Source organism: Roseateles sp. GW821-FHT09H10 (genome assembly GCF_059415865.1).
In genome coordinates, this window is sequence record NZ_JBWKOB010000007.1 from 60,532 (window position 1) to 75,480 (window position 14,949).

14 protein-coding genes and 2 pseudogenes are annotated in these 14,949 nt (G+C 62.3%); 3 read left to right on the forward strand and 13 right to left on the reverse strand.

Going from position 1 to position 14,949, the window contains the following annotated elements:
• Positions 1 to 11: 11 nt before the first annotated feature.
• Positions 12 to 881, reverse strand: coding sequence for an LpxL/LpxP family acyltransferase (locus AC07OY_RS26300; protein WP_495045561.1), 870 nt, complete (start codon positions 879 to 881; stop codon positions 12 to 14).
• 700 nt (positions 882 to 1,581) lie between these two features.
• Between AC07OY_RS26300 and AC07OY_RS26305 the strand changes: the two genes are divergently transcribed.
• From AC07OY_RS26305 to AC07OY_RS26315, 3 genes are all read left to right on the forward strand, one after another.
• Positions 1,582 to 2,739, forward strand: coding sequence for a hypothetical protein (locus AC07OY_RS26305; RefSeq protein ID WP_495045562.1), 1,158 nt, complete (start codon positions 1,582 to 1,584; stop codon positions 2,737 to 2,739).
• Positions 2,740 to 3,284: 545 nt separating this feature from the next.
• Positions 3,285 to 3,647, forward strand: a complete 363-nt coding sequence (locus AC07OY_RS26310; RefSeq protein WP_495045563.1) for a hypothetical protein — start codon at positions 3,285 to 3,287, stop codon at positions 3,645 to 3,647.
• 333 nt (positions 3,648 to 3,980) lie between these two features.
• Positions 3,981 to 4,505 carry a hypothetical protein gene (locus AC07OY_RS26315; RefSeq protein ID WP_495045564.1) on the forward strand — a complete coding sequence of 175 codons (525 nt, stop codon included), beginning with the start codon at positions 3,981 to 3,983 and terminating at the stop codon, positions 4,503 to 4,505.
• Positions 4,506 to 4,518: 13 nt separating this feature from the next.
• On the opposite strand, the pseudogene AC07OY_RS26320 reads toward AC07OY_RS26315, so the two are convergent.
• The 12 genes and pseudogenes from AC07OY_RS26320 to AC07OY_RS26375 form a co-directional block, all read right to left on the reverse strand.
• Positions 4,519 to 5,064 (reverse strand): annotated as a pseudogene (locus AC07OY_RS26320) (ATP-binding protein); the annotation flags it as partial.
• A complete protein-coding gene (locus AC07OY_RS26325; RefSeq protein ID WP_495045778.1) occupies positions 4,983 to 5,474 on the reverse strand; it encodes a hypothetical protein in 492 nt (163 codons plus the stop codon). The gene AC07OY_RS26325 and the pseudogene AC07OY_RS26320, both read right to left, overlap by 82 nt.
• 89 nt (positions 5,475 to 5,563) lie before the next feature.
• Positions 5,564 to 5,782 (reverse strand): annotated as a pseudogene (locus AC07OY_RS26330) (metallophosphoesterase family protein); the annotation flags it as partial.
• Between the two features lie 379 nt (positions 5,783 to 6,161).
• Complete coding sequence (locus tag AC07OY_RS26335) at positions 6,162 to 8,153, reverse strand: DEAD/DEAH box helicase (protein WP_495045565.1); 1,992 nt, start codon at positions 8,151 to 8,153, stop codon at positions 6,162 to 6,164.
• Positions 8,150 to 8,986, reverse strand: coding sequence for a HamA C-terminal domain-containing protein (locus AC07OY_RS26340; protein WP_495045566.1), 837 nt, complete (start codon positions 8,984 to 8,986; stop codon positions 8,150 to 8,152). The genes AC07OY_RS26335 and AC07OY_RS26340 overlap by 4 nt, the downstream gene beginning before the upstream one ends.
• A 213-nt stretch (positions 8,987 to 9,199) precedes the next feature.
• The gene (locus AC07OY_RS26345; protein ID WP_495045567.1) at positions 9,200 to 9,439 is read right to left on the reverse strand and encodes a hypothetical protein; all 240 of its coding nucleotides are present in this window, start codon (positions 9,437 to 9,439) and stop codon (positions 9,200 to 9,202) included.
• A gap of 376 nt (positions 9,440 to 9,815) precedes the next feature.
• Positions 9,816 to 10,352, reverse strand: a complete 537-nt coding sequence (locus AC07OY_RS26350) for a hypothetical protein (protein WP_495045568.1) — start codon at positions 10,350 to 10,352, stop codon at positions 9,816 to 9,818.
• A 447-nt stretch (positions 10,353 to 10,799) separates the two neighbouring features.
• Entirely contained in the window at positions 10,800 to 11,357 is a 558-nt protein-coding gene (locus tag AC07OY_RS26355) for an acyloxyacyl hydrolase (RefSeq protein ID WP_495045569.1), read from the reverse strand.
• Positions 11,358 to 11,618: 261 nt separating this feature from the next.
• Positions 11,619 to 12,818, reverse strand: a complete 1,200-nt coding sequence (locus AC07OY_RS26360) for a patatin-like phospholipase family protein (RefSeq protein WP_495045773.1) — start codon at positions 12,816 to 12,818, stop codon at positions 11,619 to 11,621.
• A gap of 207 nt (positions 12,819 to 13,025) precedes the next feature.
• On the reverse strand, positions 13,026 to 13,823 hold the full coding sequence (locus AC07OY_RS26365; RefSeq protein ID WP_495045570.1) for an alpha/beta hydrolase: 798 nt from the start codon (positions 13,821 to 13,823) through the stop codon (positions 13,026 to 13,028).
• A gap of 38 nt (positions 13,824 to 13,861) precedes the next feature.
• Entirely contained in the window at positions 13,862 to 14,464 is a 603-nt protein-coding gene (gene wrbA / locus AC07OY_RS26370) for an NAD(P)H:quinone oxidoreductase (RefSeq protein ID WP_495045571.1), read from the reverse strand.
• A gap of 107 nt (positions 14,465 to 14,571) precedes the next feature.
• Entirely contained in the window at positions 14,572 to 14,940 is a 369-nt protein-coding gene (locus tag AC07OY_RS26375) for a hypothetical protein (RefSeq protein ID WP_495045572.1), read from the reverse strand.
• Between the last annotated feature and the right edge of the window lie 9 nt (positions 14,941 to 14,949).

Here is a 14,949-nt window from a genome sequence, read left to right on the forward strand (position 1 = left end):
GGGGATGTCGTTCATCGTCCGTAGAAGTCGGCCTCGCCGGGCGGGCGGGACTTGAAGCGCTTGTGCAGCCAGAAATACTGGTGCAATTGTCGGCGCGCCTGGGCTTCGATCACAGCGTTCATGCGGGTGGCGTCGGCCACGATGTCGTCGGTCGGGAAATCCTGCAGCGCCGGCTCGATGACCAGCGTATAGCCATCCGCCTCCCGGCGCGGATAGCAGGGCAATACCGCCGCCTTGGTGACGGCCGCCATGCGCGACAGCCCGCCGATGGTGGCTGCGGGCACGCCGAAAAAGGGCACGAAGACTGAGTCGCGGGCGCCGAAGTCCTGGTCGGGCAGGTAGTAGAGGCGGTAGCCGTCCTTCAGGGCGCGCAGCGTCGGCCGCGTGCCTTGCTGGCGCGCAAAGATGATGCCGGTGCCGAAACGCAGGCGCTTGGCGCGGAAGAAGGCGTCCAGCCAGGGATCTTTCTGCACCGAATAGATGCTGACCAGCGGCGTCTCCAGCGACACCCGCAGGCCGGCCAGGTCCAGGCCGGTGAAGTGCGGCATCATCAGAATGACATTGCGGCCGTCCAGGGCGCGCAGATGCTCCAGGCCTTCGATGCGCATAACCCGCTGCAGGCGCTCCTTGGACGCGAACCAGCAGTAGCCGTACTCGAGCAGCATCTGCACCATGGCGATGAAGTGGCGGCGCAGCAGCTGGCTGCGCGCGGCCGGCGTCCAGTCCGGCAGCACCAGCTTCAGATTCACCTCGCCGATACGCCGCCGCGACGACGGCAAGGCCGCGATCAGGCTGCCAATCAGCCAGCCCAGGGCCGAGATGGCCCGAAAGGGCAGCCAGCTCAGCAGCCAGACGATGCCGACGAGAAGCTTGAATCCCACGCCTCAGGCCCGGCCAACAGCACGCGAACAGCCGCATCCAGACCAGGTCACGGCGACTCGCCTTTGTGAGTTGACATAATGCACATTGTCGCCACCGAAGACATGGGCTTGATCGGCTTGCAGCACGTTGGATCCTTGAGGTAACTATGGCCCGCCCTGCGGGCCTACTGAATAAGACGGCCACGCCGATGAGGTTGGCATGCTAAACCGCCTGCCAACCTGGCTCCCCAGTCGCCGGCTACGTTGTGATCAGGCAGAGCGCCGACACGATAACCCCCTCTAGATCGGCCAAAACCGCGACGCGATTCACCAACCGGTCGATTTGTCCTTCGAGTCGGGCAATCCTGTCGCATCGTGCGGCCCTCCGGACCCTTGGTTGGCCCCAAAACGGGCCAGTCCGTCCTTTGAGTCCGGAACTCGTGTCGCGCTGCCCAGCAGGCCCACAGAGTCCGAGACGGCCCACGGCTGACTGGTCTTCATAGAGTGGCCGGATGTCCATGTCGGTGGCCGGCGGCCCCTGCGACAAGATTTCCCAACTCCGCCGACGGCCCGAAATTGCGCTCTGAGTCGGGACTTCATGTCGCAAGCGCCAGCTGGCAGCAGCCAGGCTCGGCGGCTCCTCAACCGACCGGCGCGGCGTCACGGCAGCGTTCCCACTCGGGCGGCCCAGTAGCATCTCCGGCTCACACGGAGACCACCAATGGCCGAGTTCAGGGAAATTGCCCATTCGGGAGGCAAGATCACTTTCGACATCGTCAACAGGCCAGACGGCCAGCAGATGTTCAACGTCGGCATCAGCAGCTCCAGCCCAAATCCGCAGGTGCTGATCGGCATCTACGCCATCCATCAAGGCATCCCGGTCGCGCCAATGCACCTCCATGGGCTCGGCGCGCCGATGAGTCCGCCGCCGTTCCCTGGATGCCTTCCCGTGCTTATTCAGTCCGACAGCGAGGGGCATTTCGGCCACAACTGCCCGAAGTGCAAAGGCTACTGGCGCAGTGGCCCTTGGCCGCGCTCCTGCCCATACTGCAGCTTCCGCGCCCCCGAGCACAGATTCCTGTCTGAAGCGCAGCTGCGATTTGTCAAGCACTACTGCGAGACGCTTACCGACGCGCTCGACGGCGATGACGGCCAGGCTGTCATCGACATGGACGCCGTTGCCGACGCTACCGGCAGCGCCGAAAGGCCCGCTTTCTACGTTTCAGAGGAAAGCCAGCAGCGCAAGTTCACATGCGCCGCCTGCGGCGAATTCAATGACATCCTGGGCAAGTTCGGCGCCTGTTCTGGGTGTGCCACCAGGAGCGACTTTGCCGACTTCGAGCGCTCAACCATCGCCGCGATCCGAGAAAAGTTCCGGGGCGGCGCAGAGCCCGAAGGCATCGTTCGTGACGGCGTTTCGGCCTTCGACACGCTGGTTGGTCAGTACGCCAAGCAGCTCATCGCGCTCGTACCCATGACGGATCGCAGGCGCACGCGCCTCAACAAGCAGCGCTTCCATGACCTCAAAGAGACCCGTTTGGTGCTGCGCGACTGGTTCGACATTGACATCTGCGACGGCCTTGACGAACCCGAAATCGCCATGGCGACCCTGATGTTCCACCGGCGGCACGTCTACGAGCACAACGGCGGCGAGGCCGACGAGAAGTACCTCAGGGACAGCGGCGACACCACCGTGAAGTTGAAGCAGGCTCTCCGAGAGACCTCAGACTCAGCCCACAAACTGCTGGGGACGCTACTGAAGCTGGCCAAGAACCTCCACGTCGGCTTCCACTCGATCATCCCGCCCATTCAAGGCCCCATCGAAGATTTCGCCCAGCGGAAGACGGCGATGAAGACGGGGACGGGCCAGGGCGCCTAGAGCCGTGGCGCTGGCGCGTCAGCACCCGCGCGCTTGCACCGACACCAACTGCAGCGGCTCAACCCCTGGCAGACCAGTCGGTATTCGGCGCAGGGTGGGAGGACCAAAGTGCAGGGCGCTACAGAGCGCTGCGGTGCGCCGGCGACAAACAGCTTGCCGCGGCCGGCGAGGGCGATGAAAACGTGGCCGCCCCGCCCAGCTCCACTGGCCCTGCCCTCGCTGCTTGCCTTCGGCGCCAGCGTCAGCAGCTAGCAGTCGAGCGCTGGGACCCCCACGGCCGGGCCAGCCAGTTGCACTCGCTGCACCCCGGGTTCTTCGCTCGATTGCGGGAGGTCGTGCTGGATGATTTGCATGACCACCATCGTCCCGGCGTAGGCGCCGCACCGCATGCGCCAAACGGACCATCGGTCGAAGGTTTTCGGGCCATCGACCCGCGAGCGCATTTCGCGCTATACCGACCCTTCACACTTTACTGGTAGTGCCTTTGGCCTATCAACTGAGCCTGCCACCTACGATTTCGGCGTCGAGACAGCGATGAGGTGACGATGGCGACAAGCACGGTTCGCATTGACAAACTCGAGGTTGCGGCCGCCGGCATCAAGGTCCTGCCCGACCTCATCCGAGCGAGCGGGGCACACCGTCCTCCGACGGCGACGCAGCCAGAGACGTGGGACCTCGACAAGGAAGGTTGGCACCTGACCCTCGGCGAGAACATCCTCGTTCTTCCGATGGACGCAGAGCTGTCTTCGATCATCGACATCTGGGCTCCGCAGGGCGGAAAGGTGTTTTCAATCGCCTGGATGCCGGCTCGCCCTTGGCAACCCCCGCTCATCACTCATTGCAAAGCAGGCGATTGGATGCGGGTTTTCGGCGTTGTGCCTGGAGCGGCACCAACGGGCGGAGCGTGACCGCCCTACTCTCCGTCGCCAACATGCGCAGCTCTCAGCCCCGCCGGGCTCCTCGTGTCGCTTGCCGGGCAATGGCGCGATTCATGTCCTCGATAGAAGCAAGTCCTGCAGGGACGCCGAACAATCCCTTCAACTCCGTCACCGACCGGTTGAGAGCGACAACAACGAAATGGCCTGGATCAACCTCGACGAATTCGAGTCGGTCCCCCATGTGCACGTTCAGCGAACGGGCCACGTCAGGTGGGAGCGTCAAAGAACCTCCGTCGCCGACGATTGCTGTGCTCACTTGAAACTCCCATCAAAAACTGATCCGAATACCCAGGCTACCGCGACATGCCCCTGCGCGTCTTCCTCGATACGGAGTTCGCTGCTGGCTCTGCCGAACCGCAGCTGTTGAGTCTCGGGTTGGTCGCAGCTGGTGGAGACCTCTATCTCTACATGGAGCTGCCGATGGATGAGGTGGCCAGCCACCTAGAGCAGCGTCCGGACGACTTCATCAGGAAGCAGGTCTTGACGCAATTCGGTCGTGTCGAGGGAGGCTGCGCTATCAGGCAAGCCATGCCTGACCGCCTGGTGGAATGGTTGAACGCTCTCGGCGCGGCCGAAGTCGAAGTCGTCTATGACTTCAGCTCCGACTACGGCTTCATAGAAGTGCTCGTCGAAGAAGCGAGCACGCCTTTGATGCCGAGCCTCTTGGCCAGCCACGTCGGCTACCTCTTGGAAGACCCAGAGGGCATCAAGGCGGCTAAGGAGACATGGGCCTCCGTGCGGGAGCAGATGGGTCTTAGCCAGCACCATGCACTTGCGGATGCCCTCGCCCTTGAGGCCAGGTTTGTAGCGGTGCACGGCGCTGGCTAGCGAACGGGCATGCCTATCGCTGCATCTGCACCACGTTCACCCCGGCCCCGAACACCTGCTGCACGCGAGGCAGGAGATGGTCATGGTGACTTAGGAACAGGACCTGTGTTTTTGTTGATAGCTCCCGCAAGGCCTCAAGCCCAGCTGTCGACCGTTCGTCGTCGAAGTTGATGAACAGGTCGTCGGCCACGAACGGCAACGCCTTCGCCTTGGCCAGGTGGAGCTCCAAGGCGGCGAGCCGCAGCGCCAGGTAGAGCTGATCGCGCGTACCCTCGCTCAAGCCCGGGACCTCGACGGACTTGCCATCTTTCCGGGTCGCAGACAACTTGTACGGCGTGCTGTCGAAATCGACAAAGAGCTTCGTGTACATGCCTATCGTGAGCGCCGAGAAGATGGCGCCGGCGCGCGTCAGCATAGGGCCTTGGTTCTGCTCCCGGTAGCGTTCGATGGCCCAGCTCAGCAGCTTCGCTGCCGCGGTTACCTTGATGTAGCGCTCTGATGCGTCGGCCATACCGGCCAGCGCCTCCTGCCTGCGCGCCTCCGCGACAGCAGCGTCGCTGCCGTGCTGAGCTCGGAATCCAGTCGCTGGCGCTTGGCAACCAAGCCGGCCAGCCGCTCCGACGACGGGGGCGACATCCTTTGAAGGTCCTCCACCGCCCTCCTCCACTGCCCCAGGCCCGCCAGGGCGGTGTCCAGAGTGCGCTTTGCGGTCTTCACGGCCGAGTCAGCCTTGCTTTGAGCCGCTGCCGTGTTCCGGTAGGCCTGCGCGTCGGACAGGGCGCTGCGCAGCGCCGTCGATACCTCGGCGACTGTGATCGCCTTCAGTTCAGCTTCAGCCTCCTCCAGTTCGGCCTTCTTGGTCGTGACGCTGTTCGCAGTGGAGGTTTTGGCCTTGAGCAGTCCTCCGTGCTCGTTGACCAGGCGCTGAACCTCGCGGAGGGTGAGCTGCGTCGGCAACCGCGAGCGCAAAGCTGCCTCATCCCTCGAATCCGGCCAGCCCAGGTCTTCCGCAGCAACGCCTGCGAGCTCCAGCGGTCAACCTCGGCCTGGCGGGTAACCAGTCCGGTGTAGTGGTTCCGGACGCTCTCGCCGGTGCCGTCGTACAAGTCGCCAGCAATCACCATGAAGTCGACCTCTTCGGCGATTGCGAGGTCTAACAGTTCGGCAAAGGCGTCGCGAGTCGCGCTGCGAAGCTGCTCGGCGGGCGCGTCTGGGTAGGCGGAAAGCCCGTTCAGCGGGCTGTCCAGGTGGATGTTGGCTGCATGGATGAATTTCATCGCGCCCCTCCCCGGGATGCGTCTTCTGGAATAGCCGAAATTCTGTCCGGATCGGCTGTCGTGGCAATGCCACCCTACCCTAGCCCGGACCCAGGGGGCTGATGCGCCTCGCCGAGCGAAGGCCTTCTCCGTTCAGAGCAAACAAACTCAGGTCTCGATGGCTTGGCGCGTCACCACTTTGGCCAGAAAAGCGTGCTATCGCGATAAGAGCTGTTATCGCAATAGCACTCCGCGCCAGCGGTGGTCAGGATGCAGTTTCAGTGCGCAAGTCCGCTGACAAAAAAGGGTCCCCCGGCGCACATCCATTGGCGTCACCGCCTTTACAACCGAAGGTTGGCGCCCGACCTAAAAACACCGCTGCGCTCAACAAACCATGGACTCATGTTTGGCTAACTTCAGACGCCTCATCCCGGCATAGCGGGCGGACAAGCGCCCGCTCGAACGGCGTAATGGCCAGGTCCTGAGCGCGGCGCTTTGCCATGGCGGCAAGGGCGTCATCGAGCGTCTCCGGATTGCCCAAGATCGGGATAAGGCGCTGACCGAGCTGAATCGGCACGCCGTACTCTTCCAAGGCGATGACGACCGGGCTCATAAACATAGACTCGAGCTGGCCGCAGAAGTAGGTGTAGTCACCAGGCCGCCGCGAGTGCCGCCTCAACACTTCGGCCTGGATGCGATTGACTGCGCTCATCAGGCGCGGAGCCTTGAAGTTCACCCATGTTCGTGCGAACTCGAGGAACGTCTCTAGCGCCTCGTCGGCTTCCTCACCTGTCTTTCCCTGGACTGCATCTCGAAGCTGAGCTGCGTAGTCCGGCTGGCTCCGGTACTGGTTGATCCGGTATGTGAGCTGTGACGCAGACGCAACACCAGCACCCGCGCGCGCTCCGAGATGCCGCCAAGCAAGGTCGAAAACGACCTTCAGGTCGTCGTAACTTGGCAGGCCCCGCCAAAATAATGCAGGGCCGAGAGTCTGGATGTTGTCTTCAATCTCACGCGCCAGGTTGATTTGCCCCCATGGCTCCAACCCGGCGTTCTCCTGAATGGTGTCCAGAGACAGGTATCCCTGCTCCCAAATTTGTCGCATCCGAGTCTTGGCGGCGCCCGAAAGATCGACTTCATCCAGTTGGATGAGCAACGAATCAGGGGCACTCTCGTTCTGCGTGAAAACGGGGACATCTACAAACTCAAGTCCCTTCTGAGGGGGGTCGCTGAACAGGTAGACATGGCCGATGAAGTGCTGCCACATCCGGCCCGAGCGCCCGCGGATGTTGTTAAAGGTGAAGAGGTCGTATTTCCTGTTGTTGATCTTGTTGTCCGCCACGACCACATTCCGTGCCGCCGTATTGACGCCTTCAATCAGCGTGGACGTGCACACCAGGTAGTCAAGGTGCCCACGATTGAAGAGGCGGACGAGCATCTGGGCAACAGAGCGCGGAAGCCTGCCGTGATGCGTTCCGACACCACTCTTGAGAGCTTTGACCAACCCCCACTTAGAACTGTAGTTTTTGCTGAGCCAGTCGATAGCGGCTTGGAGCATCTGGCTGGGTTCAACCTGCCCACGAACCTGCGCGACTGCCTTTGCAAGATTTCGCGCGCCCTTGACTGAGCCGCTGAAGACCAGCGTCGGCCCCGACAGTTGAGGCACCAACTTCTTCATCCTTTCTTCTGCATCGCCGCCGGCCGGAACCAGATGGGTATCGGATGCGACAGTGCTGAAGTCCGTGCGGAAGAAGGTGCAGTCGTAGTTCGCGCCAAAGCCGTCCGGAAGCTCATTGATGTTGGGACCAAGCATGTAGAACTGCTTGGCCTGCTTCGCGAGCCGGTAGAAGGCATGATTGAGCAGCACCGCGCGCTCTTCGCCATCGCGGTCTTCAATCTGAAGTTTGTAGAACTCGTCGATGACGAAGAAGTCGACGTCCTTGATATGCGGGTTCTCGACCACCCGCTCTTGAGTGTGAACGAAGATGTTCCGCGCAGCCGGCTCTTGGCTGAGATGAGTGATGACTTTGTAGCGGTCACGAAAGCGCATTAGCCGCCGGCGAGTCTCATCAACCAACGCCAGCGTCGGGACGACGACAACGATGTTGTTGTGGCGACCGCTAGCTATTACCGCGTCGATGATGAGACTCTTGCCGAAGCTGGTCGGCGCACTCAAGATGACGTTCCGCCCAGTCATGTCGACAGGCGCATACGGCTCAAAGACCTCCTCGCGGTCAAGCACGCGAATTAGCAGCTCGCGCGCAAGCTGGAGCTGGTCCTCATCCGGTGCGAGCGTCGTAAACTTCGACAGCTTGGACAGGAACCCAAAAGCGTCAAAGGTTTCGACGTTGTCACTGCCGGCCAAGGCGTCGCGCAATTCCCTGTAGCTCATAGGTTGCGCGCCGCCTCAAGACGGCGATTCAACTGCTCTAGCAGGTCCTTTTTGCTACCCATCGGGAACAGGAACAGCTCTATTCGCACCTTTGTCATCGTGTTCTTCGCCACGAACTTCTTCTGATTAGCTTGAAGCTCAGCCTCCAGCGCCGCTTTGTAGGCAAGCGATGTTTGCGTGAAGTTCTTGACCGTGTCGCTGTCGTACGTGAGAAGCACTGGCACGACGATTGAGCTCACGATTTCGTCCAGCGACCTGTTGCGATGAAGCAGGTCAGTCAGACGTCCTGTGCACGCCCAGGTGGGGTCAAGCTTGTTGGCGATAAGGATGAACTCCTTGCGAAGGTAGTCGTCCTTGAAATGAGCCTCCAGCTCCGGCACGACGTCCCGGATGGCCTGATTGATGTCGGTGTAGAACTTGACCTCTCCCAGCCAAAGTTCCAGGCCGCCGTCGGTGTCCAAAACGTGAGCTGCGTCGAATCCTTTGACCGTCGCGTTGATGGCATCTTTGAAGAAGATTTTGCTGACGGCCGGCTCAGTGCCGATGGCCTCACGCATCAGCGAATGAAGGAGAAGCTCGCCGAACTCACCCCGACGGTTGTACTTGTCGGTGTCGTAGACAACCTGAGCAGCCTTGCGGACCTGCGCTACCGAATTGGTGGCGTTGATGGACTTTCGCTCTGAGTAGGACAGCGAAAACTCGGGCAGCCACTCCATCAGGTAGCTGGCCAGCTGCGCGGCTCGCCACGCTCCGGATTCATAGCCGGCACACACGCCATGAAGGCGCGGCTTCAGCGGGAGCTGATTGCAGTGGACACTGAAGAATCGAGCCATTTCCCTGTGGGCGCTGACGCGCTAGCAGCGCGAAAGCCAAGGATTTCAGGCTTTTCAAGCCTTCCCTTTGCCCATTGATTGTTTGTAACAGCATAGCCCACCGCTACAGCGGCTGGGCCGGGCGCTAACGACTCGATGTAAGGCAAAGGAGACATGAAGGTCAGCCTCACCACGAGGCGCCCTCAAGCGACTAGACCAAACCTGGAGAACGCCTCAGCGCTTGCGCTGTTCGAGAACGCTGCCGGCCAAATCCTTCGTCACAGCGCTGGCGCGGGGGTTGGCGAGCGCCTTCCCCGCCGCGGATGCGACCTCCGGCGACGTGCGTTTGGCGGTGCCGGCTTGCGCGAGCGCGCTACCAGCGAGCGACTTTTGCACTGCGCTGGCGCTGCCGGACTGAAGCGTCTTCGCGGCCTGAGAGGCGACGCCGGGCGAAGTGCGACCTGACTTGGACATGACAGCTCCAATTGCTCCGCGGGGATGGTCAATGAGGCCGCGTAGCGAAGCAGTTCGCGGCTTCAGACGACTCGAATACTACGAAGACCGCACGACATGTCAAGACGCGTCACACTATATGCAGTCAAAATGCAACGCACGGACACTATATCTAGTGTCCAGGGTGTCACCGCTTCCCCCGTGATCCTGCCTTCTTCTGAGCCGGTGATTTGTTTGCCGTCGTTGTCCCCCCGCGTTTCGACGTGAACTGTCCGGACCCTGAATCCCGTCGAATGCCCGGCCGCGGCTTCCCCGTCGGTTTCGTACAGATGCCGCAGTAGTTGCTGCCCCCAGTGACTTGGCGCGCACCGCAAATCAAGCAAAGCATGTCATCCCCTCAGCCGCGGCAGAACAGGGTCACCGGTATCAACACCGCGGTGACGGCCGCCGCCGCGGCCAACCAGCGCAAGCTCCGGACGAGCAACCGGCTTTTCCGATCCAGGCTAGACCTGACTTCTTCACAAGCAGTCAGCCATCTCGCTGCTGTATCCGAGAGGAGTCCTTCGTAGCGACCTTCGAGGCTGTCGGGTGGTTGGGTCCTCGCGATGATGAGGTCGACCTCATCCTTCGTGCTGAGCCCAAGGTGCGGAGACTTCACCGTCACGACCCAAATCGTCCTAAGCGCCTCGACAACAGAGACGAGCAAAACCGCTGCGAGGATCACCAGCAAGGCCTTCTCTACCTTCGTCGCCGCGCTTGCCTGTTGCGACGCATATGCGAATACCCCAGCCAGGAACACGCCAGCCGTTGTCGACACTGGCTGAGCCTTTGACTCAAGCACTTTCCAACCATCCCAGAGTTCCGCATGCTCTTTGACAGCCGCATCAAGCTCTAACCGGCGAAGCTCAATCCGGGCCTCATTCACGAAGGGCATTCCGCCTCCCGACTAGAGACGCTTCAGGCTACAGAGGCGTGTCACTTCTTCCAGCCTGGGCACTTGCCGTTCGCATCCCGAGGTCCGCCAGGACCGCCTCTCGAGCCACAGCCACTGCTGCCGCCGCCGCTACCGCCACCACCACCGTGCTTGTAGCGTTTCCCGCCACTGCGGCTACCACCTCTGCCCTTGGCTTCCACCCTGCCTGCCATCCCGGCGAACAGCGCAGCGACCATCAAGCTGCGTCGACCGATCTTCGGTTCTTCCATGCTGCTCTCCCTTGAGCGAACACTATCGCTGAGTGCACGGAAGCCTCACATTAGGGATCGACCCGAGGTGACCACCCGTAAAGGACAACGGATTGACAAAGGGACTACCGAAGCATCGCCTCGGTCTTGGTTGGTCTAAATGGCCCGTCCAGCTCCGCGCCCACCGCATCCGCCTGTATTAAAGCCTCGCAACGTACCTGAGCTGCAAAAAGTTCTCTCCCGGATTCGGCCGCTTGATACCCCCGTTTGAGAAGTGCTGGACTCGCAGCACCACCTCGTGCCGGCCCTCGTTGCCCAACGGGAACCCGATGCCGAGGTGGTCCCCAAAGTTGAAGGTCGTGCTGAACTGCTTTTCACGACTGCGGTAGATGGGCAGAAGGAAGTTTGCACCGATGCCTCCTTCCACGAACCAGCGTGATTGCTCCGCGCCAATGGTCCAGCGCAAGACCGGCGTCACCCCGACCTGGGTGACCCACGACGAGCGCCTGGAACCGCTAGGCCGATCCACCGACCAGCGCCCCAACGAAGCCTCCCAGTACAGGCTGACGTAGCCACCGCCTGCAAACCGCCCGCCTGCCGACTCCCACAGAACGCCCGTACTCAATGCGGCGGCATCACCGGCTTTACCAGCCTGGACGAAGACCTGGCTCGGGCTCCAGTCCGCCTGAGCACCTGCCGAAGCGCACCCCGCGGCCGCCGCGACCATCGCTCGTGCGCAGCTCCAAACTGCATTCATTGCCGTCAAGCCGGTTGCCCTCAATGGCACCAAGCCTCGGTCAAGACCGTGCACCACGCATCTGCATGGGAGCGGCTGCCAGCATCCGTCAGATGGCAGGCCTTTCGATAGCGAACGCTCAGCTTCTTGATGGCGCCGCTTGCGCGGGCGTTGTCCCCGGCACTGGTGAGCAACCCTGTTGATAACCGCTGGGAGCCCTTCCTAAGCGCTTGTCGGGCATGGGTTGGCGATCCCTTGCCCAAAAAACGTGCACGATGCCTGCTATCGCGACAGGACTTGATCCGCGCCGTTGAGGTTCTGCAAAAGACGCTGAAACTCGGACGAGTTCTGCAATTGCCTGCGCGCGTGGCTCCTCAACGTGCTCACCTCCGCCGCTGACAGCTGAAGCATCGTCGGTATCGCTTGAAGGTCCTCGCTCAGCGAAGGGTCATCGGACACGGTGAGATTGACCTCGATGACATGAAGCTGGACGTCCTGGGCGAAGACCGAGAAGTCGCCCCGCGCGTGCGCGCGGCGCACCTCCTCCCTCCAGCCGTCCATATTCGTGCGCATCTGAGCCAGCGCTGCGGACGAATTCCGGTTGATGGGTATGTCAGCCAGGGCCAGCGCCGTGCGAAGCGGTCCGGGCACGCGCTCGCTTCGATCTTCCATCGACCGTGCACTCGTCTCGGCGTTCACCACGATGAACACCAACCGCCTCAGCCCTCGATACCCTGCGAACCTGGCGCCGTTCCCGATGCCGCCGAACTGCGTAACGTAGTCACCTGCACCTCTGGCGTTGACGTTGTCGGCGAGGCCGCCGTCGATGAGGTGAACGAAGGGCCGGCGGAGCCCACCGGCGCCAACCTCGCGGAAGCTTTCCAGCTCGGCCAGGCGGCGGCTCTTTACCCCCATACGTGCCGCCTCGGCGCGCACCATGGGATCGCCGCAGTCTCGCCCCTCTAGGGGGGCGCTGTAGTTCCACAGCGTGATGGGGCTGAGGACAAGCGGGACCGCACTGGATGCGGCCACCGCTCGCGCCAGCTTGGTGCCGCCGAGGTCGCTGCAGAGGAAGTCGAACTGGTCCTGCACGAACTCGAAGCGCGCGCCCGTCACCATGTCGGTGGCGTAAATCACGCCAAACGGCTTGTGCGGAGTTCTGGCCAAGTCAGCGAAGGTCGCACCCCGGTAGAGCCGGTCATCGAGAAACTTCTCCAGCACATCACTGCGTCCGAAGGTGGGCGACGTAACGCGCCACAGGTTCGAAACTCGCAGCAGGCGCGACTGGAAATCGTCCTGCAGAGTGGCGTTCAAGAAGTCCCTCTCGAATCCAGCCATGCCATCGACGCCATTCAAGGCGATGGACGCGGTCAGCATGCTGCCTCCGGACACCCCCATCATCACGTCCATCTCGTCGATGAGCCGCTTGTCTATGCCTTCCCACCGAATGCGCGTGTCGCAAGCTCTTCGAGTACACCGAATCCCAGCGCGGCCGCACGAGCACCGCCGCCCGAAACGGCCACCTGCAGGAAGAAGTGGTCGTCTGCATCGGCCTCGGTGAACCGATGAAGCCGATAGCCCTTCTCCGCGGAGACCGTCTCGATGGGCAGATTGACCTCATAGTGCAGCGTCGAGCAGCCGGCCAGGAGGCTAGCCGAGCACAGCTGCAGAAAGCGAAGGAGGCCCTCCCTACCGGTCACGGCCCCGCACGGCGTCCAGGATCACTGACACCACCCTCTGGGGGTTGTAGAGCATCGGAACGTGCCCGCCGCGAATGGTCGTCGTCCGAGCGTTCATGCGGGCGGCCATGACGAGCTGCAGGTCCGGGTTGATGATCTGGTCACGCTGGGCGAGCAGATACCAACTGGGCTTGTAGCGCCATGCGGTCTGTGTAGCCGGTTCGATGAGGGTTCCCTGAAACGCTGGAACCTGCGTGGCGGAGAGCGCCTTCGCCTCCTTGTCCGGCAAGTCCGGGACGAAGTATTTGATGTACGACTTCTCGGACAAGACCAGATTGCCGGCCTCGTCAGGCACAACGTCGCCACCCCAAGGGGCCGGAGGGTACGGCGCCATCATCGAGCCCACGGACATGCCGATGTCGGGGCCGAAGGCTGCGATGTAGACCAGCGAATCCACCTTCGGATTCACCCCCGCATGGGTAATGACAAAGCCGCCCCACGAGTGGCCGACAAGCACTACCGGCTGCGTCTGCTGGTTGATGACGCGGTTGGCGGCGGCCACGTCGGCGGCGAGTGAACTCAGTGGGTTTTGTACGGAAACCACTTTGACGCCCTCCTCCTGAAGGAGACGTATCACGTCGCCCCAGCAAGAGCCGTCGGCGAATGATCCGTGCACGAGCACGACGGTGCGTGTCGGTGGGTTGTGTGGGTGTCGCCCACGCTCGTCGTCATGCGCTTGGGCAGCGGTGGTCAATGAGAGCGCGGCCGCCAGCAGCAGGCGACGGACTTGGCTAAATTCGATGGTCATGTGGTGCTCCAGTCGTTGGCGAAGTAGCAGGAGGCGCGTTAGCCGTGCAGCTTCTTCGCGATGGTTGCTACATGCCGCCCCTGGAAGGCCGCCATGCCCAGCTCCTGCTCGCTCGGCATCCGCTCTCCCGAGCCACCGGCGATGGTCGAGGCGCCGTACGGCGAGCCTCCCTTGATTTCGTCGATGCCCATCTGGCGCTGTTCAGAGTACGGCAGCCCGACAACCACCATGCCTTGATGGAGCAGCGTGGGGATCGTCGACAGGATGGTGCTCTCCTGGCCGCCGTGCTGGGTGGCCGAAGACGTGAAGACACTGCCGACCTTGCCGATCAGCGAGCCCTGCATCCACAGGGCACCGGTCTGGTCGAGAAAGGTGCGCATCTGGCCTGTCATGTTCCCGAAACGCGTGGGGGTGCCGAAGATGATGGCGTCATAGCCGCCCAGCTCCGCCGGCGTTGCGACGGGGGCCGCCTGCGCGAGCTTGCCGCCCGCCGCGGCGACGGCCTCATCCGTCATGGTCTCGGGGACGCGCTTCACGACCACCTCGACGCCAGGCACCTCGCGAGCACCTTGAGCGACGGCTTCCGCCATGCGCTCGATGTGCCCGTAGAAGCTGTGATACAGCACCAGAACCTTTGTCATGTTGAACCTCTTTGGTTGTGAGCCTTCCGGCTCAGAAGCGCCGAAGCGCATTTGCAGCTGTGGAACTGCCGTGGGGAATCCAGCGCCCGCATGTGCTCTCCGACGAGTCACGCGGAAGTGAGGAAGTGGTCGAGCCGGGCGGCTTCAAGCACTCCCGGGAGGTCGGACTTGAGGCTGGCCAGTGGCGTTTGTCTTCCAAGCGATTCGTTGGGGCAGACGAACCAGGCAAGTATTTCCAGGTCATCCATGGCACCGGCCAATTCGTCGGCGACGACCATCACGTCCCGACGCAACGCGCAGGCGTCCGTGAGCTGGAACATGGGCAGCCACCGCTGGTCTCCCCAGGCGATGGAACGCAGCTTGCCCTCGTGCAGCCACCCTTTCACCTCGTCGAAGCGACGTCCTTGCCGGTCGAACCTCGCCTGCAAGGCTTCTTCTGAGAGCAGACCACCTTCGCCAGCAAGTCGCATGCTCATCGCGGCGAA